At 68.1% G+C, this 21,891-nt stretch carries 20 protein-coding genes; 7 read left to right on the forward strand and 13 right to left on the reverse strand.

The genetic code is table 11. The features are described 5' to 3' along the window. Window positions 1-27: 27 nt before the first annotated feature. Window positions 28-969 (reverse strand): AraC family transcriptional regulator, encoded by a 942-nt coding sequence (locus ACFVBH_RS11510; RefSeq protein ID WP_379001275.1) that lies wholly within the window; start codon window positions 967-969, stop codon window positions 28-30. Window positions 970-1,127: 158 nt separating this feature from the next. Here ACFVBH_RS11510 and ACFVBH_RS11515 point away from each other — a divergent pair, with 158 nt between their 5' ends. Beyond that, window positions 1,128-1,814 (forward strand): NAD(P)H oxidoreductase, encoded by a 687-nt coding sequence (locus tag ACFVBH_RS11515; RefSeq protein WP_379001276.1) that lies wholly within the window; start codon window positions 1,128-1,130, stop codon window positions 1,812-1,814. Between the two features lie 56 nt (window positions 1,815-1,870). Here ACFVBH_RS11515 and ACFVBH_RS11520 read toward each other — a convergent pair whose 3' ends face one another. Further along, window positions 1,871-2,704: a phosphoribosylaminoimidazolesuccinocarboxamide synthase gene (locus tag ACFVBH_RS11520; protein WP_354986546.1), complete on the reverse strand. Its 834-nt coding sequence runs from the start codon at window positions 2,702-2,704 to the stop codon at window positions 1,871-1,873. 168 nt (window positions 2,705-2,872) lie between these two features. Between ACFVBH_RS11520 and pepN the strand changes: the two genes are divergently transcribed. The 3 genes from pepN to ACFVBH_RS11535 all read left to right on the forward strand — a co-directional run bounded on the left by pepN (window position 2,873) and on the right by ACFVBH_RS11535 (window position 6,900). Continuing rightward, complete coding sequence (pepN, locus tag ACFVBH_RS11525) at window positions 2,873-5,464, forward strand: aminopeptidase N (protein ID WP_379001277.1); 2,592 nt, start codon at window positions 2,873-2,875, stop codon at window positions 5,462-5,464. Between the two features lie 246 nt (window positions 5,465-5,710). Further along, window positions 5,711-6,313 carry an ATP-dependent Clp protease proteolytic subunit gene (locus ACFVBH_RS11530; RefSeq protein ID WP_354986548.1) on the forward strand — a complete coding sequence of 201 codons (603 nt, stop codon included), beginning with the start codon at window positions 5,711-5,713 and terminating at the stop codon, window positions 6,311-6,313. Continuing rightward, complete coding sequence (locus ACFVBH_RS11535; protein ID WP_354986549.1) at window positions 6,310-6,900, forward strand: ATP-dependent Clp protease proteolytic subunit; 591 nt, start codon at window positions 6,310-6,312, stop codon at window positions 6,898-6,900. Before ACFVBH_RS11530 ends, ACFVBH_RS11535 begins: the two co-directional genes overlap by 4 nt. Before the next feature lie 31 nt (window positions 6,901-6,931). Here ACFVBH_RS11535 and ACFVBH_RS11540 read toward each other — a convergent pair whose 3' ends face one another. From ACFVBH_RS11540 to ACFVBH_RS11560, 5 genes are all read right to left on the reverse strand, one after another. Continuing rightward, on the reverse strand, window positions 6,932-7,264 hold the full coding sequence (locus tag ACFVBH_RS11540) for a helix-turn-helix transcriptional regulator (protein WP_354986550.1): 333 nt from the start codon (window positions 7,262-7,264) through the stop codon (window positions 6,932-6,934). A 511-nt stretch (window positions 7,265-7,775) separates the two neighbouring features. Next, window positions 7,776-8,240, reverse strand: coding sequence for a DUF5130 family protein (locus ACFVBH_RS11545; RefSeq protein ID WP_354986551.1), 465 nt, complete (start codon window positions 8,238-8,240; stop codon window positions 7,776-7,778). After that, window positions 8,227-8,508: a hypothetical protein gene (locus ACFVBH_RS11550; RefSeq protein ID WP_354986552.1), complete on the reverse strand. Its 282-nt coding sequence runs from the start codon at window positions 8,506-8,508 to the stop codon at window positions 8,227-8,229. The genes ACFVBH_RS11545 and ACFVBH_RS11550 overlap by 14 nt, the downstream gene beginning before the upstream one ends. Window positions 8,509-8,585: 77 nt before the next feature. Continuing rightward, entirely contained in the window at window positions 8,586-10,205 is a 1,620-nt protein-coding gene (locus tag ACFVBH_RS11555; protein ID WP_379001278.1) for a glycoside hydrolase family 13 protein, read from the reverse strand. Window positions 10,206-10,337: 132 nt separating this feature from the next. Next, complete coding sequence (locus ACFVBH_RS11560; RefSeq protein ID WP_354986554.1) at window positions 10,338-10,748, reverse strand: globin; 411 nt, start codon at window positions 10,746-10,748, stop codon at window positions 10,338-10,340. Window positions 10,749-11,008: 260 nt separating this feature from the next. On the opposite strand from ACFVBH_RS11560, the gene ACFVBH_RS11565 reads away from it, so the two are divergent. After that, window positions 11,009-11,695 carry an HNH endonuclease gene (locus ACFVBH_RS11565; protein ID WP_379001279.1) on the forward strand — a complete coding sequence of 229 codons (687 nt, stop codon included), beginning with the start codon at window positions 11,009-11,011 and terminating at the stop codon, window positions 11,693-11,695. Here ACFVBH_RS11565 and ACFVBH_RS11570 read toward each other — a convergent pair whose 3' ends face one another. Continuing rightward, a complete protein-coding gene (locus ACFVBH_RS11570; protein ID WP_354986556.1) occupies window positions 11,696-12,277 on the reverse strand; it encodes an XRE family transcriptional regulator in 582 nt (193 codons plus the stop codon). 75 nt (window positions 12,278-12,352) lie between these two features. Here ACFVBH_RS11570 and ACFVBH_RS11575 point away from each other — a divergent pair, with 75 nt between their 5' ends. Then, the gene (locus ACFVBH_RS11575) at window positions 12,353-13,054 is read left to right on the forward strand and encodes an AzlC family ABC transporter permease (protein WP_354986557.1); all 702 of its coding nucleotides are present in this window, start codon (window positions 12,353-12,355) and stop codon (window positions 13,052-13,054) included. Window positions 13,055-13,094: 40 nt separating this feature from the next. Further along, window positions 13,095-13,412 (forward strand): AzlD domain-containing protein, encoded by a 318-nt coding sequence (locus tag ACFVBH_RS11580; protein ID WP_354986558.1) that lies wholly within the window; start codon window positions 13,095-13,097, stop codon window positions 13,410-13,412. A 77-nt stretch (window positions 13,413-13,489) separates the two neighbouring features. On the opposite strand, the gene ACFVBH_RS11585 is transcribed toward ACFVBH_RS11580, so the two are convergent. The 5 genes from ACFVBH_RS11585 to ettA form a co-directional block, all read right to left on the reverse strand. After that, a complete protein-coding gene (locus ACFVBH_RS11585; RefSeq protein WP_354986559.1) occupies window positions 13,490-13,696 on the reverse strand; it encodes a hypothetical protein in 207 nt (68 codons plus the stop codon). Between the two features lie 148 nt (window positions 13,697-13,844). Further along, window positions 13,845-14,522 (reverse strand): hypothetical protein, encoded by a 678-nt coding sequence (locus ACFVBH_RS11590; RefSeq protein WP_379001280.1) that lies wholly within the window; start codon window positions 14,520-14,522, stop codon window positions 13,845-13,847. Between the two features lie 15 nt (window positions 14,523-14,537). Beyond that, the gene (locus tag ACFVBH_RS11595; protein WP_379001709.1) at window positions 14,538-14,912 is read right to left on the reverse strand and encodes an acyl-CoA thioesterase; all 375 of its coding nucleotides are present in this window, start codon (window positions 14,910-14,912) and stop codon (window positions 14,538-14,540) included. A 92-nt stretch (window positions 14,913-15,004) separates the two neighbouring features. After that, on the reverse strand, window positions 15,005-19,906 hold the full coding sequence (locus ACFVBH_RS11600) for an NAD-glutamate dehydrogenase (RefSeq protein ID WP_379001281.1): 4,902 nt from the start codon (window positions 19,904-19,906) through the stop codon (window positions 15,005-15,007). A gap of 308 nt (window positions 19,907-20,214) precedes the next feature. Then, window positions 20,215-21,891, reverse strand: coding sequence for an energy-dependent translational throttle protein EttA (ettA, locus tag ACFVBH_RS11605; protein WP_354986562.1), 1,677 nt, complete (start codon window positions 21,889-21,891; stop codon window positions 20,215-20,217).

Genomic DNA, 21,891 nt, shown 5'->3' on the forward strand with positions numbered 1-21,891 from the left:
ATCATGCGTACCCGCGCCGGGTGGGAACTAGGCGGCGGCGGCCGCCCGAAAAGCCGTGGGGCTCAGACCTTTGCGGCGCTTGAAGGCGGCGCTGAAGCCGAAGGCGTCCGCGTAGCCGACGCGTTTGGCCACCTGGGCGACGGTCAGGTCCGATTCGGCCAGCAACTCCTCCGCCTCGTCCATCCGGAACTCGGTGAGGTAGGTCAGCGGCGGGCGGCCCATGACGCCGCTGAAGCGTTTGGCGAAAAGCGCTCGGGAGACCCCGGATTCGGCCGCCAGGCTCGCCACCGTCCACGCGTCGCCGGGGCGGGTGTGCACGGCCTCCAGCGCCGGGGCCACGACCGGGTCCGACAGGCCGCGGAACCAGCCGGGCGCGGCCTCGCCCGCGTGGTCGAACCAGAGCCGCAGGGCGCACACCAGCGCCCAGTCCAGCAGCCGGTCCATGAGGGCCTGCGACCCCGCGCTCTTGTCGGCGGCCTCGACGGCCGCCACCTCCAGCCACGGGCAGACCGCGGTTTCCTCACCGACCACCAGCACCGGCGGCAGCGCGCGCAGCAGTCGTTCGTGCCTGCGGCTCGATGTGCGGTACGCGCCGACGATCAGCGCGGTGGCCTCCGCCGGGCCTGTGCCCCAGCGGATTCCGCTCAGTTCCTCGGCCCCGCAGCCGGACGGATCGGCGTTCGGGCCGAAGCAGGCGATCTCGTACTCGGTGTGCGGCGTGCCATCGCATTCGGGTTGATCGGCGAGGTAGAACAGCTCCGCACCGCGCACGACGGCGGTGTCACCGGCCGCGACGGGAGTGCGCGAGCCGTCTTCGAGAATGATCGTCCCGCCGCCGCGAAACACGCTGATCATGGTCAGTGGCGCGCGATCCGGGAACCGAATGGTCCAGGGCGCGCGCAGCACCGCGTGGGTGACGACCGAACCCTCGGCTCGAATACCGCTCAGCAATGAACTCAGGGGATCCACGATCTCAGCGTAGACGAATTCCTATCGATGCGAGCTTCTCACCCATGGATCGTCCACGGCGGACGGGATGTACTGAATACGTCACAGCAGCACATCGCCGGCGAACATCGCAGTCGCGGCGAACATCCACGAGATCGCAGAGCCCCGAGGAGTCCATCGTGTCGAACAACGACGCCCCGAATGCCCGCCGCACCGCCCTCGTCGTGGTGTCCCATCATCGCCCGGATTCCCTGACCGCGCACATCGGCAATCGCACTGTGCGCCAACTGGAATCGGAAGGCTACGAGGTCGACCTGCTCGACCTGAACGCCGAGGGCTACGACCCGCGCATGACCGTGGCCGATCAGCCCGACTGGGGCGATCGCGACAAGGTCTACTCCGCGGACACCGAGGCGCAGATGCGCCGTATCCTGGCCGCCGACATCGTCGTCGTCGCCTTCCCCGTCTACTGGATGGGCCCGCCCGCCCTGCTCAAGGGCTGGATCGACCGGGTCTGGAACTACGGCTTCGCCTACGGCCGCAGCAAACCCCGTCTGGCGGGCAAGCGCATCCTGTGGCTCGCCCTGGCCGGGGCGACCGCCGACGACGATATCGTCCCCGCGATGACCGAGGCCCTGGACGCCCAGCTCAGCGCCGGAATCGCCTACTACTGCGGCTTTTCCGACTCCCGGGTGGGCCTGCTCCCCGACGCCGAGGAGCGTCCCCAGCGCCTGGACGCCGAGGGCAACCTGTCGATCGGCGACGCGATCGCGGGTGACGCCAAGGCCGCCCACTTCCTCGAATTCGAGGCCAAGGCGGCAGGATTCGTCGAGGAGTTCCTGGCTTCGGACCGCGTCCCGGCCTGATCTACGGCCGAAACGGTGTGCGGCCCAGCGGTATCCATTCGCGGCTGGTCACCGGATCAGTTCGCGGGCTCCCAGGCGTTGCCGGTGATCAGTTCGTAGGCCTGGGCGTACTTCCGGCGGGTGACCTCGACGACGTCGGCCGGAATCTCGGGGCCGGGGTATTCCTTGTTCCATCCGGTGGAGGTCGACCAGTCGCGCACGAACTGCTTGTCGAAGGACGCCTGGGGGCGGCCGGGCTCGTAGTCGTCGGCGGGCCAGAACCGCGAGGAGTCCGAGGTGAGGACCTCGTCGCCGAGGGTGAGAACGTCACCGTCCCAACCGAGTTCGATCTTCGTGTCGGCGATGATCACCCCCCGCGCGGCGGCGTGGTCCGCGCCGCGCGAGTAGATGTCGAGGGTGAGGTCGCGCAGCCGCTCGGCGAGCTCCCGGCCCTCCTGGTTCACGACGTCGGCGAAGGAGATGGGTTCGTCATGCCCGACGTCCGCCTTGGTCGACGGGGTGAAGATCGGCTCGGGCAGCTTGTCGCCGTCGCGCAGGCCGGGCGGCAGCGCGATGCCCGAGACCGTGCCGGTCCGGTTGTACTCGGCCAGGCCGCCGCCGGTCAGGTAACCGCGCGCGACGCATTCCACCTTCAGCATCTTCAGCGGCTTGACCCGCACCCCGCGCCCGGCGAACTCCGCGGGCACGTCGGTGGTGGAGAGAATGTGGTTGGGCACGTCGGCGAAGAAGTCGAACCACCAGTTCGACAGCTGGGTGAGCATCGCGCCCTTGCCCGGGATCGGGGTGGGCAGCACCACGTCGTACACCGACACCCGATCGGAGGCGACCAGGATCAGCGAATCGCCGTCCTCGTACAGATCGCGCACCTTACCGGCGTGGATGTGCTTCAACGGTCCTCCTCGTAGACGTGCTGCCGCCACACACCCTACCGAGGGCGAAAACCCGAGCGTGTGGCCGCCACCGGATCGGCGCGCATGGCATTGTTGGCAAGGCCGCGATGCGCACCGGCCCCGCGCGGCCGATCGCACCGCACAGCTTCCGAGAGCGAAGGAGCCCCCTTGTCCGCACCGAACCTCACCCGCGAACAGGCGATCGAACGCGCCGCGACGGTCCAGGTGGAGAACTACCGCGTCGAACTGGATCTGACCGGGCAGCCGACCAGCGCCGAGGCCGCGACCAGCGATCTGTTCTTCTCGCGCTCGACGGTGACGTTCACCGCCACCCCGGGCGCGCAGACCTTCATCGATTTCGTGGGCGCGGGCATTCGCTCGGCGGTACTCAACGGCGTCGCGCTCGACGTCTCCGGCTACGACGAGTCGGCCGGTCTCACCCTGACCGGCCTGGCCGAGCGCAACGAACTCGTCATCGAGGCCGACTGCGAGTACTCCCACACCGGCGAGGGCCTGCACCGGTTCGTCGACCCGACCGACAACCGGGTCTACCTGTACTCGCAGTTCGAAACCGCCGATGCCAAGCGGATGTTCGCCTGCTTCGACCAGCCGGATCTCAAAGCCACCTACGACGTGATCGCCACCGCCCCGGCGGACTGGGAGGTCATCTCCAACGGCGCGGCCGCCGGCACCCGCACCATCGGCGCGGTCGTCGAGCACACCTTCGCGACCACCCCGCGCATGAGCACCTACCTGGTCGCGCTCATCGCCGGGCCGTACGCCAAGTGGACCGACAGCTTCAGCGACGGGCACGGCGAGATCCCGCTGGGCATCTACTGCCGCGCCTCGCTGGCCGAATTCATGGACCACGAACGGCTTTTCACCGAGACCAAACAGGGTTTCGGCTTCTATCACGAGAATTTCGGCGTGCCGTACGCGTTCGGCAAGTACGACCAGCTGTTCGTGCCGGAGTTCAACGCGGGCGCCATGGAGAACGCGGGCGCGGTCACGTTCCTGGAAGACTATGTGTTCCGTTCCAAGGTGACCCGCGCCTCCTACGAGCGCCGCTGCGAGACCGTGCTGCACGAAATGGCACACATGTGGTTCGGCGATCTCGTCACCATGAAGTGGTGGGACGACCTGTGGTTGAACGAATCGTTCGCGACCTTCGCCTCGGTGCTGTGCCAGGTCAGCGCGACCGAATACACCAATGCCTGGACCACTTTCGCGAATGTGGAGAAGTCCTGGGCGTACCGGCAGGATCAGCTGCCCTCGACCCACCCCATCGCCGCCGACATCCCGGACCTGCACGCGGTCGAGGTGAATTTCGACGGAATCACCTATGCCAAGGGCGCTTCGGTGCTCAAGCAGCTGGTGGCGTACGTCGGGCAGGAGCCGTTCCTGGCGGGTCTGCGCGACTACTTCACCGAACACGCCTACGGCAACGCCACTTTCGACGACCTGGTGGGTGCGCTGGAGAAGGCGTCGGGCCGCGACCTGTCCGACTGGGGCGCGCAGTGGCTCAAGACCACGGGCCTGAACATCCTGCGCCCCGAGTTCACCGTGGACGCGGACGGCAACTACGACTCGTTCACCGTCGTGCAGGACGGTGCGCAGCCGGGCGCGGGCGAGCGCCGCACGCACCGCCTGGCCATCGGCGTCTACGACGATGTCGACGGAAAGCTGGTGCGCACCAAGCGTGTCGAACTCGACATCGATCCGGCCGAGCGCACCGGCGTCGCCGATCTGATCGGGGTTGCCCGGGGCAAGCTGGTGCTGGTCAACGACGACGATCTCACCTACTGCTCGGTCCGCCTGGATCCGGCCTCGCTCGAGACCGTCGTCGACCGCATCGCCGATATCGCCGAACCGCTGCCCCGCACCCTGTGTTGGTCGGCGGCCTGGGAGATGACCCGCCAGGCCGAGATGAAGGCCCGCGATTTCGTCGCGCTGGTGCAGAGCGGCGTCGGCGCCGAGACCGAAATCGGTGTGGTGCAGCGGCTGCTGATGCAGGCGCACACCGCGCTGTCGTCCTACGCCGATCCGAATTGGGCCGTCGAGACGGGCTGGCCGGAGTTCGCCGATCGGTTGCTGCAACTGGCCCGGGCCGCCGCGCCCGGCTCGGACGAACAGCTGGCGTTCGTCAACGCCCTGACCGGCGCGCACCTGTCGGTGCGGCACATCGAGGCGCTGCGCCAGGTGCTGGAGTCCGATCCCGAGACCGCCGGACTGCCCGGCCTCACGGTGGACACCGATCTGCGCTGGCGGCTCATCCAGGCCCTGGCCGCGGCCGGCGACCTCGATGCCGACGGCACCCAATCCCCGGTCATCGACGCCGAACTGGAGCGCGACCCCACCGCCGCGGGCCGCCGCCAGGCCGCCGCGGCCGCCACCGCCCGGCCGCAGATCCCGGTCAAGGCGCAGGCGTGGGCCACGGTCATGGACGACGACTCGGTGCCGAACATCACCGCCCGCGCGATCGTCACCGGCTTCGCGCCGGTGGGTCAGGGGCACCTGCTGACCCCGTACGTGGAGCGGTATTTCGCCGAGATCCCCGCGGTGTGGGAGCGCCGCTCCAGCGAGGTGGCCCAGACCGTGGTGGTCGGGCTCTACCCGCACTGGGCGATCAGTGATGAGGCGGTCGCCATCGCGGACAAGTTCCTGTCCGGCGATCACCCGTCCTCGCTGCGCCGCCTGGTCGTGGAGGGCAAGGCGGGCATCGAACGCTCGCTGCGCGCCCGCGCGTTCGACCGGCAGTAGGAACACATCGGCGGTGGAACATCGCCCCCCGCAGCCCCTTTCGCAGTCGCGAAAGGGGCTGCGGTCGTTCCGGTGTGCTCGGGGTCCATCCCGGGCACGAGCGAGTCGATGTCTCCCGGCCGCGGCAGTGCACCGAGACCACGCGCGGGGCCCGTGAGCTGGGCATGATCCGCACGCTGCCGTGGGCGGATCTGCTGTGGGCAGCGTGGGGCGCGAAACCCGGTGCGGGGCGGGCACGGTGGGGTCATGGCACACGAGGAGAAGACGCCGAGCTTCAACTGGCGCACACGCGAACAACTCTTCGGGCGGCGAATCCTGGTGCTGGACGGCCCGCTCGACGACGACAACGGGGCGCTGCTCATGACGCAGCTGCTCACCCTGGCCGCGGAGGATCCGGACACCGGAATCTCCCTGTGGATCCACTCACCGGGCGGTTCGGTGCCCGCCATGCTCGCCATTCGCGACGTCATGCGACTGGTGCCCTGCGAGGTCTCCACGCTCGCGCTCGGATTGGCGTGCAGCGCCGGGCAATTCCTGCTGTCCTCGGGCACCCCGGGCAAACGCTTCGCCCTGCCGCACGCCCGCGTCCTCATGCATCAGGGCTCGGCGGGCATCGGCGGCAGCGCGGTCGAGGTGCAGGTGCAGGCCGACGACCTGCGTCACACCGTGCAAACCGTGCTCGGGCTGATCTCGGCGGACACCGGGCAGCCGTACGAGCAGATCTACGAGGACTCCCTGCACGATCGGTGGTTCACCGCGCCGCAGGCCAAGGAGTACGGCTTCATCGACGCCATCGTCGACTCGTTCTGGCAGGTCGTTCCGCAGCGGCACAAGGTGGGAATCGCATGAGCAGCTACACCATTCCCAATGTCATCGCCCAGCATCCGCGCGGCGAGCGCATCATGGACGTCTACTCGCACCTGCTGGTCGAGCGCATCGTCTACCTCGGCACCCCCATCGATTCCGGGGTCGCCAACGCGCTCATCGCCCAGCTGCTGCACCTGGACGCCGAGAGCCCAGGGCACGAGATCAACCTCTACATCAACTGCGAGGGCGGCGACCTGTCGGCCATGCTCGCGGTCTACGACACCATGCAGCACATCTCCTCGCCGGTGGTGACCACCTGCGTGGGCCAGGCCATCGCGGTCGGCGCGGTGCTGCTGGCCGGCGGGGCGCCCGGCCGCCGCATGATGCTCCCGCACGCCCGAATCGTGCTGCACCAGCCCGCGACCCAGGGCCGCGGCACGATCCCCGACCTGATCCTGCAGGCCGAGGAGGTGGTGCGGATCCGCGCCGAGATCGAGGAGATCCTGTCCGCGCACACCGGTCAAACCCCCGAGACCCTGCGCCGCGACACCGACCGCGACCGCGTCTTCACCGCACAGGCGGCCATGGACTACGGCCTGGTCGACCAGGTGCTCGGCCCGCGGAACTGAGGCCCGGAACCGACTGCCCCAGATCTCCGGGTCAGGCCGCCATCAGCACCGGCCCGGAGATCGGCAGCCGAGTCCGCTGCCGCCGCAACAGATCCGCCGCGACCTCCGACGTGAGGTGCCCCAGCGTGGTCCCCAGCGCCCCCGCCAGCGCCGCGATCATCTCACTGGATGGCTCTTTCCGCCCCCGCTCCACCTCGGACAGATACTGCGGCGAGATCCCCGCCCGCCCCGCCGTCTCGGTGAGCTTCTCACCCTGATCGAGCCGCAACGCGCGCAACCTCTCCCCCAGCACTTCCCGCCACAGCGGTTCCCGCTCCGCGGCCCCCTGCCGCTCGGCCCCCGGGGCCGGCCGCAACGACCGCACCCCGCCCCTCCGCGCTCCACGCGCGGACTGCGGCGCACGGTCGTCATCCTGACGCCCACCGGGAATGGAATGAAGACGCGGCAACTCGGACATCCCCCGAGCCTAAGTCCCCCGCCCCACCCCCAACCCCCCGTTCTGCTCACAGCAGATAAAGCACCCAACTGCAGCCCAGCCCCCGACTTCGTGTCACGAGTCTCGGCCTCACGAGTCTCGGCCTCACGAGTCTCGGCCTCACGAGTCTCGGCCTCACGAGTCTCGGCGTCGCACAGGGCGACGCCTGATTTAGTTCCGGTCGGGGTAACTCCGGGGGTACGCCCGGAATCGTTTGCGCCCCCGACCGCACCACGCATGCGAACAGCGCACGGCTACGGGCCGTGCGCTGAATATACGGAGAGGCGGTACAGCTCAGCGCACGGCTACGGGCCGTGCGCTGGATATACGGAGAGGCGGTACAGCTCAGCGCACGGCTTCCAGGCCGTGCGCTGAAGATGTGGGGATGGGGTCTTCTCTTCTACCGCCCGATGTGGGCGGCCATGTTGCGGACCGCGGCCACGAGGCCGTCGATCAGCTCGCCCTGGCGGAAGGGGCTCAATGCGGCGGTGGCGCCCAGCTGGCAGACCCGGTCGTTCGCGCGGTCGGCGACGTCGGCGCCGGAGCGGATCTCGACGGAGTTGGTGTTCGGATCCACGGCGATCAGCACCGAACGGGCGGCTTCGGGCGTGCCCGGGAAGATCGCGTCGGCGCCCGCGGCGGAATCCGCGCCGAGGTCGCCGATGTAGATGTTGAAGCGCACCTTGGTGGACCGGGTGGCATCGGTGAGCGCGTTGTCGATCAGCAGCCGATCGTGATCGGTGAAGGGAACTTCGCTGAACACGTCGCCGGCCTCGTGCACGGCGGACACCCGGCCGCTGGCGGTCAGCGCCGAGCCGTGCGGTAGGTCGGCCTCGTTCACCGCGGGCCAATTAGAACTTGCCACTTGCCCGGCCTCCGATCAGGTCCGCATGCGCGGATTCGATAGCCGCATGGTTGCCATGCGACGACTCAGCATTGTCGTGATGACCGGAACCGGTCACTTCATCGGTCGCGCTCCACAGCACCGGCGGCTGGGTCCACTTCGCGCCGAGCACGAAGGGGTCCGGCTTCTTACCGGGCAGCGGCTTACCGAGGAACGACAATCCGGCGATCACCAGATAGATCGCAAGCGGGATGCCGACGTAGATCAGCACTGTCTGGAGAATGCTCACAGCCCAACGGTAATGGATGCTCGGATCGACATCACCGACCGGTGAGCATGCACACGCACGTGTCGCCGGAATTCCGCTCACACAAGCCAGGCGGTAGAGTTTGCCGGAAGTTTTCTAGATCTTATCGGGGCGCTGGTCAGCAGCACCTCGCCGGCGGGCAGCAGAATCGGTGATTCAGTGGCATTGAGCACACACAGCAGGCCGCCGTCCCGCCGGAATGCCAGGCAGCCCGGCGGGCTCGCATACCACTCCAGCCCGGACCCGCCGAATTCCGGCCGCGCGCCGCGCAATTCGATGGCCATCCGATAGAGCGACAACATCGAATCCAGCCGTTCGAGCTGCTTCTCCACGGTGAGCGCGGACCATTGCCCGGGCATCGGCAGCCAGGGATCGGCGGTGGAGAATCCGAAGGGCGGGCGCTGCCCCTCCCACGGCAGCGGCACCCGGCAGCCGTCCCGCCCGCGCAGGGTGTGCCCGGAACGCTCCCAGGTGGGATCCTGCAGCGCCGACTCGGGCAGATCATCGACATTGGGCAGGCCCAATTCGGCTCCGTTGTAAACGAATACCGCGCCGGGCAATGCGAGTTCGAGCAGGATCATCGCGCGAGCGCGGGCCTGGCCGGCCGCACCACCGCCGTAGCGGGTGACCTCGCGCTCGATATCGTGATTGGACAGGGTCCAGGTCGGACTCGCGCCGACCGCCTCCACGGCGCGCAGCGAATTGTCGATGGCCGCGCGAATTCGGTCCGGGTGAAATGGTGTTTCGGCGAGACGGAAGTTGAATGCCAGATGTAGCTCGTCGGGTCGGACGTACTCACCGAAGCGCACATTGTCGTCGACCCAGACTTCGCCGATGGCGACCGTGTCCGGATACTGGTCCATGATCGTGCGTAATCGCCGGTGAATGGCGTGCACGCCGGGATCGTTGAAACGCGGATCGCCGTCGTCGTGCACCACCAGGGTGTCACCGTCGAACTGCCCTTCAGGATGCGCCATATCGGGCAGGCCGGCGGGTTTGGCCATACCGTGCGCGACATCGATCCGGAATCCGTCGACCCCGCGGGCCAGCCAGAATCTGATGGTGTCCTCGAAATCGGCTGCCACCTCCGGGTTTTCCCAATTCAGATCGGGCTGCTCGGGCGCGAAGATGTGCAGGTACCACTGCCCGGGCAGGCCGTCGGACTCGATCACGCGGGTCCAGGCCGGGCCGCCGAAGATACTCGGCCAATTATTGGGCGGCTCCGCGCCTTTCGGACCGCGGCCGTCCCGGAAGATGTAGCGGGCGCGCTCCGGGCTGCCGGGCGGTGCGTGCAGGGCCTGCTGGAACCAGAGGTGCTGATCGCTGGTGTGATTGGGGACCAGATCCATGGTGACCCGCAGACCGCGGTCGTGTGCCTCGGCGAGCACCGCGTCCATCGCGGCGAGCCCGCCGAAGAGCGGGTCGATATCGCGCGGGTCGGCGACGTCGTATCCGCCATCGGCCATGGGCGAGAGCATGACCGGGCAGATCCAGAGCGCGTCGACCCCGAGCAGTTCGAGATATCCCAGCTTCTCGCGTAACCCGCCCAGGTCACCTACGCCGTCGCCATTCGAATCGGCGAACGAGCGCGGATACACCTGATAGAACACCGCCGATCTCCACCACGGCGCCGCCGGCGCGGATAGGGCGGCGGGCAGGGCGGCGGAGTTCTCGTTCACAGCCGCAATGGTGCCAAAGCCCAGCGCCGTTGGAGGCGCGTCGGCGACACTTGTCCAGATTCAGCAAATGATGAGCGGACAACGCGCCCTACAGGAAACGCTGTGGGAGCGTGGGACTTCTGCGAAATGAATTCAGATAGGCGAGTTCATGAGCGAATTGGCGGCCATCTCGAAGTAGTCGAGCAGCTGCTTACGATGCGGTGCGTCCAGCAGTTCGGGTTCGATCTCGGCGACCGCGATGTGCATGGCGCGCAGCCACGCGTCGCGCTCGAGCGGACCGACCTTGAACGGATGGTGGCGCATGCGCAGGCGCGGATGTCCGCGCTCCTCGCCGTAGGTGCGCGGGCCACCCCAGTACTGCTCGAGGAACATGCGCAGGCGGCGCTCGGCGGGACCGAGATCCTCCTCCGGATAGAGCGGGCGCAGCAGTTCGTCCTGGGCGACTTCCCGGTAGAAGACCGAGACCAGCCGATCGAAGGTCTCCGCGCCGCCCACGGCCTCATAGAACGATGTCGCTGTCTGCTCGCCAGTCACGGCATCCATTGTGCAGTGTCCACTTCGGCCCCGCGCCGGGGCGGCCGCCCGCGGGCCGTTCGCATCCCGCGCACCGCCCGCGCAAACCGCCCGGACGGGCCGCTTCCGCGCCGGTGAAGGGCCCATTCCGGATTGTCACGGGCCGTTCATCCGTTTGTGCCCGACAATGTGCGAAATCACCGTGCAATCTGCGGGATTCCATGGTCAACTGGGTGGCAGTCTGCCGAGATACCACACCATCGGACGAATACGAACTCGGGGTATGCCCAATGAAGCAGCGGCACGGCGCCCGGCACGAGGCGCGCACTCATCGACAACTCCAGCCCGCCGACGTCCACAATCGTGGCTCGGGGGCTACTCCGCTGCACATCTTGTCCGACCATTCGTATCCCGGCGCGCATTCCGCGCATCGCCCGCCCGAAACACCGGCCGTCTCGGTCTGGTCCAAGAGCCGCGTCCTGCTGCTCAACGCCACCTACGAGCCGCTCACCGCACTGTCCGCGCGCCGCGCGATCGTCCTGCTGATCTGCGACAAGGCCCAGACCGTGCACGACAATCCCGAAGGCCCGGTCGTGCATTCCGCCGGCACCTCGGTCGCGCTCCCCTCGGTCATTCGACTACGCAACTACGTGCACGTCCCCTATCGCGCCCGGGTGCCGATGACCCGCGCGGCGCTCATGCATCGCGATCGATATCGCTGCGCCTACTGTGGCGCGAAGGCCGAGACCATCGACCACGTCATCCCGCGCAGTCGCGGCGGGCCGCACACCTGGGAGAACTGCGTCGCCTCGTGCGCGCCGTGCAACCACCGCAAGGCGGACAAGCTGCTCAGCGAGCTCGGCTGGACGCTGCATCATCAGCTGGTCTCCCCCAAGGGACCGCACTGGCGATTGCTGTCGGCGAGTTCGGAATTGGATCCGACGTGGTTGCAGTATCTCGGCGAGGGCGCGGCCTGATCAGCTGTATTCGCTGATCAGCAGCGCCCAGGTACCGGGTTCCAGCGCCTCGAAGACGTGCGGGCGGTCGCCCGGGTAGCAGATGTAATCCCCGGGACCCAGTTCCACGGGGGCCTCGGCCGGTCCGACCATGGCACGGCCCGCGCCCAGCACCATGTGCTCGACCACGCCGTGTGAATGCGGGTCCGACTCGCGGGGGTGGCCGGGTTCGGCGGTGACCCGGTACATGTCGCGGCGCGCGTTCGGCGGTGAGGCCGCCAGCAGCGTCGTCCGATACTCTGCCTGGGACGAGGCCAGGATCGCGCCCTCGCCCGCCCGGATCACCTGAACCTGCGGGCTCGGCGGATCCAGCAGTCGGGAGAACTGAATGTCCAGCGCGACGCACAGCGCCCACAGGGTTTCGATGCTCGGATTGCCCGCGCCCGATTCCAGTTGCGACAGTGTGGATTTCGCTATCCCGGCGCGGCGCGCGACCTCGGTCAGCGAGAGCCCGGCGCGGGTGCGCTCGCGGCGCAGCGCGGCCGCGATCGTCTGCTGCGGCGGCTGGGCCGGCCGGGGCGAAGGACTTTCGGACTGCGTCATGACGGATACACACAGTACCCGCCGTGACCGATTCGGCTTTGACTAACCGCGCCCGGTGCGTTCAATATAGACGTCATGCGTTCGATATGGCGAACACTGGATCGGGGTGTGCTCACCGGTATCGCGGCGATCTGCCTTGCCGTGGCCATGATCGGCGTCTCCTACGGGGCGAACGCCGTCACCGCCGGGCTGCCCGCCTGGCTGCCCATCCTGCTCAGCGTGGCGGTGGTCGCCGGCGGCTCGGAGTTCGTGTTCATCGGCATCATCACCGCCGGCGGCGGACTCGTCGCCGCGGTGCTGGCGGGCCTGCTGGTCAACGCCAGGCACGTGCCGTACGGACTGTCCGTGCCGGACGTGGTCGGCACCGGCTGGCGACGCCTGATCGGCACCCACGTCATGAACGACGAATCGGTCGCCATGGCGCTGGCCCAGCCCGACCGGCCGCGCCGGCACGCCGCCTACTGGGCCTGCGGGCTGGCGGTGGTGGCGGCCTGGCCACTCGGCGCGGCCATCGGCGCGGCGCTGGGCTCGGTGGTGCCCGACCCCAACGCCTTCGGCCTGGACGCGGTCTTCCCCGCCGTGCTCATCACCCTCGTGCTGCCCGCGCTGCGCGACCCGCTCACCCGCACCGCCGCGCTCGCGGGCGCGGCGGTCGCCGCGATCACCACGCCGTTCGTCGGTGCGGGACTACCGGTGCTGCTCGCCCTGACCGCGGTGCTGCTGGTCGCGCGCCGGGCAGCGCCGGACGACGCCGAGCAGACGGCCGAACCGGCATGAGGCACTCGTCCGCAGCCACCGCCCGCCACCGGAGGCGGCCGTGACCAAGGCACTGCTGCTGGGCGCGTTCGCACTCGCGCTGGGCACCTTCGCTTTTCGCTTCGCCGGTCCGGCCCTGCGCAGCCGCGTCAAGGTCTCGCCCCGGATCGTGAAGCTCCTCGAGATCGCCTCGGTCGTCCTGCTGACCGCCCTGGTGGTCACCACCCTCATGCCCGCGCGCGACACCGAGATCGGCCTGGCGCTACCCGCGGGCGTGGTCGTTGCCACCGCACTGGCATGGCGGCGCGCACCGCTGCTGGTGGTGATTCTGGCCGCCGCGTTCGTCACGGCGGGGCTGCGCTTTCTCGGGGTGCACTGAACCGCGGGTTTCTGGGGGGTGCACTGAATCGCGGCTGCCGTGAATCGGCAGCCGCGCACAGGTTTTCGCGCCCGGCGTCAGTCGGCGGTGCTGCGGGCGCGCAGCTGGAGGCCGCGATTGCCGACCCAGCCGGCCAGCACGAGCGCGGCAACACCGGGGACCAGCAGCGGCAGGGTATCGGAGGTCACCGCGATGACCACCACGAAGAGCGCGGACAGGGCCACGGCGGCCGCCACGGCCAGGACAACCAGAACAGCCCAGGTCGGGGGCTTGGGGTTTGTCATGGCTAGATTTCAACACGGCCGCGCGCAAAGCGCACCTGTGTTGCGATTTGCTGCCGGTTATGAGGCTTCCCGGCCGGGTGAACACCCGAATTACGGAAAAACGGTGCCCGCCAAGGAAATTCCAGCGTTTCCCGGGCGGGCGCCGCGCTCAGTTGGTGAACAGGGACAGGCCCGAACCGCGGCGGCGAGCCACCGAGCCGTAGCGGGCATCCAGGCGCAGCCAGGTCGGTGCGGCCCGGACCCGGACGATCTCGTCCACCGAAATGCGCCGCGAATCAACCTTCTCACCGCCGTGCGGAATGAAATCCATTGCGGTGAGCGCGAATACGACCCGCATGGGCACACCGACCTCCTGGCCGGCGCCGGAGACCGTCAGCACCGTCTGGTCCAGCAGCGAGGCGGGCGGGCCGTGACCGCTGCCGTGCTCCTGAGCCAATTCCGCACCGCGCTCGGCGAGTTCGACGAGCATGCGCGCGGGCACATCGTCCACGTGCACGAAACCGGACTCGGGCGGCAGCGCGGTGCGCCAGGCCGAATCCATCGCGTAGCCCAGCGCGAAAGGTGCGGCCGAATCCGGGCCGTGCAGGCCGGAGCGCACGACGTCACCGGCGACGGTCACATCGTCCATGCCCAGCGTCGCGACCACGGTGCGGACCGCCAGCGCCTCGAAACCTGTTCCGGCCCACGCCGATACGTACCGATCACCGCGCCGGCGCAGCCGGACCACCGCCGCCGGATCCAGGCGCAGCGCATGGGTCAGGAAGGCCGCGAGATTCTCGCGTTCGGCGGGGTCGGGAACGTGGAGGGTGAGTTCTCCCGAAGTCACTGTCGCGAGGTCGGCTCAGTCGGCCAGCCACAGCGCCAGGTAATCGCGCTCCTCGGGGGTGATCCGGCGTAGTCGCTGGGTGTCGATGTCGAACGCGGCCAGCTGGGTGGAAGCGATCACCGCGGGCGGGGAATCCGGATCGGCGCCCGCGGCGCGCACCTCGTAGCCGACGCGGAAGTCCACCGCGCGCAGCCGCTCGATCCACAGGGACACATCGAGCGGGGAATCCTCGTGCCGAAGCTGGCCCTTGTACTGCACGCGCAGATCGACGAGCACGCACCCGGTCCGCAGCCGGACCGTGGGGCGGTCATCGGTGAACAGCCACGGAATCCGGGCTTCCTCCAGCAGGGTCACCATGCGGGCATGGTTGATGTGCTGGAAGGCGTCCATATCCGACCAGCGCACCTCGACCTTGGTGTGGAAGCGGCGCGGTGCGCCGCTGCGCACAGCCTGCTCGTGGCCGTTCAGCGAATCGACACTCGTCAACGCGGTACCTCCGATTGGGCTCCCACCCCGCTCACCATGCTGCGCACCTGCCGCGCCGCGACCGACAGCGTGGCGAGGTCGTGGGTTCCTGATTCGAACAATTCCGAGAGGGCAGCGCGGGCGCGACCCAGCCGGGACTGATTTTTCGACTCCCAGTATGCAATTTTCTCCTCGGCCGTCTCCTCCGGGTCACCGCCGGAGAGCACATCGAGGGTCAGCGAGCGCAGGGAGCCGTACATGTCGTCGCGCAGCGCGAGCCGGGCCAGCGCGTGCCAGCGATCACCGCGCTCGAGGTGGCTGACCGCCTGCAACAGCCAATCGATCTTGAGGTGATCGTTGAGCGCGTAGTACAGCGCGCCCACCTCCGCACCGTCGCGATCGGTGATGTCGGCGATATCGATCACATCGAGCAGGGGGAACAGATTCAGCAGCGCGAACACCTCGGTCGCCAGATCCGCGGGCGCGCCCTGATCGATGAGGGTCTGCGACTGCCCGTGCAGGTTGTCGATGTGATGCCCGCGCAGCCAGCCCTGCACCTGCGGTGCGAGTTCGGCGACCTCGCGCGTGTACCGGTGGATCTCCGCGCCGACCGCGATGGGCTGCGGCCGGTTGTTGAGCAGCCAGCGCGAGGCCCGATCCAGGGTGCGCTTGGTCTCGAGCTCGAGGATGTCCTGAACCGCGGTGGACACCTCGGCCGCGCGAATGCGCTCCCAGATCGAGTGCAGGCCGAAGATCTGGGTCGCCGCGGTGAAGGCGCGCACCGAATCCGACGCGGTCGCGCCGATCTCCTCGTTGAGGCGATGGGCGTAGGTGATGCCGCCCAGATCCACCACTTCGTTCACCAGCATGGTGGTGGTGATCTCGCGGCGCAGCCGGTGCTTCTTGATGGCCGCGCCGAAGCGGGTGCGCAGCGCGGTCGGGAAGTAGTGCGGCAGCCGGGCCGAGAAGTACGGGCTGTCCGGCAGATCACCGGCGAGCAGGTCGGACTTGAGCGAAAGCTTGACGTGCGCCATGAGATTCGACAGCTCGGGCGAAGTCAGGCCGATGCCGAGTTCGGTGCGGTGCTTGATCTCGGCGTCGTTGGGCAGCGCCTCGAGCTCACGGTCGACCCCGCGCCGCTCCTCCAACTCCTCGATGACGCGCTTGTGCACGTTCAGCATGCGCGGCGCCTCGGCCCGCGACAGGCCCATCAGGAAGTTCTGGGACACGTTGTCCTGCAACACCAGTGCGGCGACCTCGTCGGTCATCGAGGCCAGCAGCGGATTGCGCTCGGACTCGGGCAGCTGTCCGCCCGACACCACGCCGTCCAGCAGCACCTTGATATTGACCTCGTGGTCCGAGCAGTCCACGCCGGCGGAGTTGTCCAGCGCGTCGGTGTTCATCTTGCCGCCGTGCAGGCAGAACTCGATGCGGCCGAGCGCGGTCGCGCCGAGATTGCCGCCCTCGCCGATCACCTTGACGCGCAGGTCCTTTCCGCTGACGCGGATGGCGTCGTTGGATTTGTCGCCGACCTCGGCGTTGGTTTCGGCGGCCGACTTGATGTAGGTGCCGATGCCGCCGTTCCAGAGCAGCTGCGCGGGGGACTGCAGGATCGCGCGCATGAGTTCGGGCGGAGACAGCGCGGTCACGTCGTCGGCCAGGCCCAGGGCCGCGCGGGCCTGCGCGCTGACCGGAACCGATTTCACCGTACGGTCCCAGACGCCGCCGCCCTCGCTGATGAGCGAGCGGTCGTAGTCGGCCCAGGACGAGCGCGGCAGCGCGAACATGCGCTCGCGCTCGGCGTAGGAGGTCGCCGCGTCGGGATCGGGGTCGAGGAAGATGTGCCGGTGGTCGAATGCCGCGACCAGGCGGATGTGCCGGGACAGCAGCATGCCGTTGCCGAACACGTCACCGCTCATGTCGCCGATGCCGACGACGGTGAAATCCTGCGTCTGGGTGTCGATGTCCATCTCGGCGAAGTGCCGCTTGACGCTTTCCCACGCGCCGCGCGCGGTGATGCCCATGGCCTTGTGGTCATAGCCCACCGATCCGCCGGAGGCGAAGGCGTCGCCCAGCCAGAAGCCGTAGTGCTCGGCCACGGCGTTGGCGATGTCGGAGAACGTGGCGGTGCCCTTGTCGGCGGCGACGACCAGGTAGGTGTCGTCCCCGTCGCGGCGGCGAACCCGTCGCGGCGGAATGACTTCGCCGGTGCCGCGATCCACGTTGTCGGTGACGTCGAGCAGGCCGGAGATGAAGGTGCGGTAGCAGGCCACGCCCTCGTTCTGCAGCGCCTGCCGGTCGGCGACCGGATCGGCGGTGGCGGCCGGCGGCTGCTTGACCACGAACCCGCCCTTGGCGCCGACCGGGACGATGACGGCGTTCTTCACCGCCTGGGCCTTGACCAGGCCCAGGATCTCGGTGCGGAAATCCTCCAGGCGGTCCGACCAGCGCAGGCCGCCGCGCGCGACCGGGCCGAAGCGCAGGTGCACGCCCTCCACCCGGGGCGAGTACACGAAGATCTCGAATTGCGGTCGCGGCTTGGGGAGTTCGGCGATCTCGCGCGGCTCCACCTTGAACGAGAGGTAGTGCCGCGACTGGCCTTCGGCGTCGGTGACGTAGTAGTTGGTGCGCAGCGTCGCCTTCATCAGGCCGAGGATGGCGCGCAGGATGCGGTCCGCGTCCAGGCTCACCACCTCGTCGATGCGATGGCGCACCGCGCCTTCCAGATCGCGGGCGTGTTCGTCGTCGGCGGAGTCGGGATCGAACAGCGCGCCGAACAGGTCGACGAACATGCGGGCGGCGTCCGGGTAGGCCAGCAGCACGCGGGTGATATTGGCCTGGCTGTACGGGAATCCGGCCTGCTGCAGGTATTTGGCGTAGGCGCGCAGGATCGATACCGCGCGCCAGTCCAGGCCGCCGCGCAGCACGAGCTCGTTGAGTCCGTCGGCTTCTGCGTAGCCGTACCAGAGCGCCTCGAACGCCTCGGTGAACCGCTCGCGTAAGCCGCGCACGTGATCGTCGAGGGCGGCCATGCGGGCGGAGGATTCCACCAGTTCGGCGTCCAGGTTGCTGTCCAGCGCGCTGCGCAGCAGCTCCGGGCGGGCGAGCAGGCCGAAATCGTAGATCCACTGTTCGGAGCCGCGGCCCAGCTCGATCTGGTGCGGGCGTTCGTCGATCACCTCCACGCCCAGGCTCTGCAGCACGGGCAGCACCTGGCTCAGCGAGATGCCGGTGCCGCCGATGTAGAGGGTGAAGCGCCAGGAACCCGGATCGGAATCGGCGCGCCGGTACAGATGCTGCTCGATCCCGCCTTCCCGAAGTCCTTGCAGCCGAACGATATCGGCCAGGGCCCGGGAGGACTTGAAGTCTTCCTTGTAGCTCTCGGGGAAGGCGTCGGCGTAGCGCTGCACCACCGCCGGATCCACCGTGGTGGAGTTGGCGACCGCGTCGCGCAGGTGGTCGTCCCAGGTGCGGCTGGCCTCGGCGAGCAGGTGCTGGATGCGCAGCCGGTTCGGCTCGGAGGTGTCGGCCGCACCGCCCTGATCCGGCAGGCGGACCGTGAAATACACACTCGCCAGGTCACTTTCGGAGACTCTGGCCGAATAGTCGATCGAGTCGGCGGCGAGTTCGCGGACCAGGATGTCCTGCATCTCGAGCCGGACCCGGGTGGTGTAGCGATCGCGCGGCAGGTACACCATGCAGGCCACGAAGCGGCCGTAGGTGTCCATGCGCATGAAGAGCCGAACCTGCCGCCGCATACCGACATTCAGGACCTGGCTGGCGGTCCGGCGCAGGGTGTCGCCGTCGGAGGAGAACAGCTCGGTGCGCGGGAACGACTGGATGACCTCGAGCATCTCCTGACCGGAGAACGAGTCCAGGTCGAATCCGCTGGACTCGATGATCGAGTGCACCCGGCCCTCGATGACCGGGATGTCCAGGACGTTCTCGTGCAGCGCGGTGACGGTGAAGACGCCGATGAACAGGTGGACGCCCAGCACCGTGCCGTCGGTGTCGATGGCGGCCACGCCGACGAAGTACGGGTAGACCGCGCGGTGCACGGTGGCGGGCACCAGTCCCTGGGTGAGCATCAGCAGCGGCTGATCGCCACTGTTGTCCGGTACGCGGAAGTCGGTGCCCACGTTGGGCCGCAGCACGCCGAGACTGGTGCCGGGCACGATGGTCGACTTGGGATGACCGTCGATCGAGGTGCGCTCGTAGCGGGCGTAGCCGAGCACGGTGAAGTGTCCGTCGGCCAGCCAGTGCAGCAGGTTCGCGCAATCGGTGAGATCGCTTGCGGGGTAGGGGGATGTGCCCGCGGCCACCGCCGCGACGAGTTCGCCGGCAACCTGTTCCTGCGCCTTGCGCATGGCGCTGGTGTCCTCGATGACCTGGCGGACGTCGGTGAGCACGTCGGGCAGCGTGGTCTCGACCTTCTCCAGCAGTTCGCGACTGACGGAGGGGTGCAGCTGCAGATGCATCCAGGATTCACGCAGGCCGGTGGCGCCGTTGCCGTCGACCTCGTGCGGCACGGCGGTTTCCAGCAGGCCGTCACCGTTGCGGGTGACCTCGAAGATGGGGTGCACGACCTCGCTCAGGCTCACACCCATGCGGCTCAGGAAGGAGGTGACCGATTCCACCAGCAGCGGCATGTCATCGGTGACCAGCTGCACGGCGGCGCCGAGATCGGTGTCGTCATCGTGGTGGTACACACGCACATTGGCGGTGCCGGGCACGCGCTTGACCGCGAGATCCACGTGGCAGCGGAAGATCTGGGTGGAGGTCGCGGGCACCGCGCAGTCGGCGTCGCCCGCGTCGACGTGGCGGAAGTACGCCTCCTCGAGCGATACGAGGTTGCCGCGCAACGAGTCGGGCAAACTCGCAGCCCATGCCGCGCTAGACAATTCGGACGAGACCGTCATTTCGCCAACTCCCGGGGATTCGGTTTCCGCAATCAAGTGACGCCGGTCCGAGAGTAGCTGGGCACCGGGAGCGCCGGGCTCAATTTCTCCCAATGTCACTACGCGTCGCACACTCCGGACAAACCGGACGGTACGGCGCTAGCTATGACTGACCGAAATTACCAGGTCGCACACGACAAACCTTGCACCAAAAGAGAATTCACGCAATAAGGCGAACGCGTGAACGCCGAGTTCGCTCTTCGATTGCCGTTCACCCGGAGGCCAACGAGTGGCCCCCGGCAAACAGCGGGCAGCGTTTCGCGGAATTCTTATCCGCGAGTCAGCTTGCGATGGGTGACACGATGCGGGCGCGCCGCCTCCTGGCCCAGTCGCTCGATCTTGTTGGCCTCGTAGGCTTCGAAGTTGCCCTCGAACCAGAACCAGGCCGCCGGATTGTCGTCGGTGCCCTCCCACGCCAGGATGTGGGTGCAGGTGCGGTCCAGGAACCACCGGTCGTGGGAGATGACCACGGCGCAGCCGGGGAAGTTCTCCAGCGCGTTCTCCAGCGAGCCCAGGGTTTCGACGTCGAGGTCGTTGGTGGGCTCGTCGAGCAGGATCAGGTTGCCGCCCTGCTTGAGGGTCAGCGCGAGGTTCAGGCGGTTGCGCTCACCACCGGAGAGCACCCCGGCCGGCTTCTGCTGATCCGGGCCCTTGAAGCCGAACGCCGAAACGTAGGCGCGCGAAGGCATTTCCTGATTGCCGACCTGGATGAAGTCCAGACCGTCGGAGACGACCTGCCACACATTCTTGTTCGGGTCGATGCCGGCGCGGTTCTGATCGACGTAGCTGAGCTTGACCGTATCGCCGACCTTCACCGTGCCGCTGTCGACCTGCTCCAGCCCGACGATGGTCTTGAACAGCGTGGACTTACCCACACCGTTCGGGCCGATGACACCGACAATGCCGTTGCGCGGCAGGGTGAACGACAGATCCTTGATGAGCTGGCGATCGCCGAAGCCCTTGTCCAGGTTGTTCACCTCGACCACGATGCTGCCCAGGCGCGGACCCGCGGGGATCTGAATCTCCTCGAAGTCCAACTTGCGCATCTTGTCGGCCTCGGCGGCCATTTCCTCGTAGCGACCCAGGCGCGCCTTGTTCTTGGCCTGCCGCGCCTTGGCGCCGGAGCGGACCCAGGCCAGCTCGTCCTTGAGGCGCTTCTGCAGCTTCTGGTCCTTCTTGCCCTGCACCTCGAGGCGCTCGGCCTTCTTCTCCAGGTAGGTGGAGTAGTTGCCCTCGTAGGGGAAGGTGCGGCCGCGGTCGAGCTCGAGGATCCACTCGGCGACGTTGTCCAGGAAGTATCGGTCGTGGGTGACCGCGAGGACGGCGCCGGGGTACTTGGCCAGGAACTGCTCCAGCCACAGCACCGATTCGGCGTCGAGGTGGTTGGTGGGCTCGTCGAGCAGCAGCAGATCGGGCTGGCTCAGCAGCAGCTTGCACAGCGCGACGCGGCGGCGCTCACCACCGGAGAGGTTGGTGACCGGCTCGTCCGGCGGCGGGCAGCGCAGTGCGTCCATGGCCTGCTCGAGCTGGGAGTCGACATCCCACGCGTCGGCGTGGTCGAGTTCCTCCTGGAGCTTGCCCATCTCCTCCATGAGTTCATCGGAGTAGTCGGTGGCCATGAGCTCGGCGATCTCGTTGAAGCGATCCAGCTTCACCTTGATCTCGCCGAGGCCCTCCTCGACATTGCCGCGAACGGTCTTTTCCTCGTTGAGCTCCGGCTCCTGCATGAGGATGCCGACGGTCGCGCCCGGCGCGAGCCAGGCATCGCCGTTGTTCGGCTGGTCCAGTCCGGCCATGATCTTCAGGACGCTCGACTTACCCGCGCCGTTCGGGCCGACGACACCGATCTTGGCACCGGGAAGGAAGTTCAAGGTCACATTGTCGAGCACGACCTTGTCGCCATGCGCCTTTCGAACCTTGGTCATCTGGTAAATGAACTCAGCCAT

It is taken from the genome of Nocardia sp. NPDC057668 (assembly GCF_042799795.1).
Classification (GTDB): domain Bacteria; phylum Actinomycetota; class Actinomycetes; order Mycobacteriales; family Mycobacteriaceae; genus Nocardia.

Excerpts from the sequence above, each read along its gene's own strand:
- ACFVBH_RS11560 (WP_354986554.1), bottom strand. The coding sequence starts at position 10,748 with ATGGATGCCGTGACTGGCGAGCAGACAGCGACATCGTTCTATGAGGCC.
- ACFVBH_RS11570 (WP_354986556.1), bottom strand. The coding sequence starts at position 12,277 with ATGACGCAGTCCGAAAGTCCTTCGCCCCGGCCGGCCCAGCCGCCGCAG.
- ACFVBH_RS11600 (WP_379001281.1), bottom strand. The coding sequence starts at position 19,906 with ATGACGGTCTCGTCCGAATTGTCTAGCGCGGCATGGGCTGCGAGTTTG.
- ACFVBH_RS11535 (WP_354986549.1), top strand. The coding sequence starts at position 6,310 with ATGAGCAGCTACACCATTCCCAATGTCATCGCCCAGCATCCGCGCGGC.
- ACFVBH_RS11595 (WP_379001709.1), bottom strand. The coding sequence starts at position 14,912 with ATGGACGCCTTCCAGCACATCAACCATGCCCGCATGGTGACCCTGCTG.
- ACFVBH_RS11585 (WP_354986559.1), bottom strand. The coding sequence starts at position 13,696 with ATGACAAACCCCAAGCCCCCGACCTGGGCTGTTCTGGTTGTCCTGGCC.
- ACFVBH_RS11575 (WP_354986557.1), top strand. The coding sequence starts at position 12,353 with ATGCGTTCGATATGGCGAACACTGGATCGGGGTGTGCTCACCGGTATC.
- ACFVBH_RS11530 (WP_354986548.1), top strand. The coding sequence starts at position 5,711 with ATGGCACACGAGGAGAAGACGCCGAGCTTCAACTGGCGCACACGCGAA.
- ACFVBH_RS11565 (WP_379001279.1), top strand. The coding sequence starts at position 11,009 with ATGAAGCAGCGGCACGGCGCCCGGCACGAGGCGCGCACTCATCGACAA.
- ettA (WP_354986562.1), bottom strand. The coding sequence starts at position 21,891 with ATGGCTGAGTTCATTTACCAGATGACCAAGGTTCGAAAGGCGCATGGC.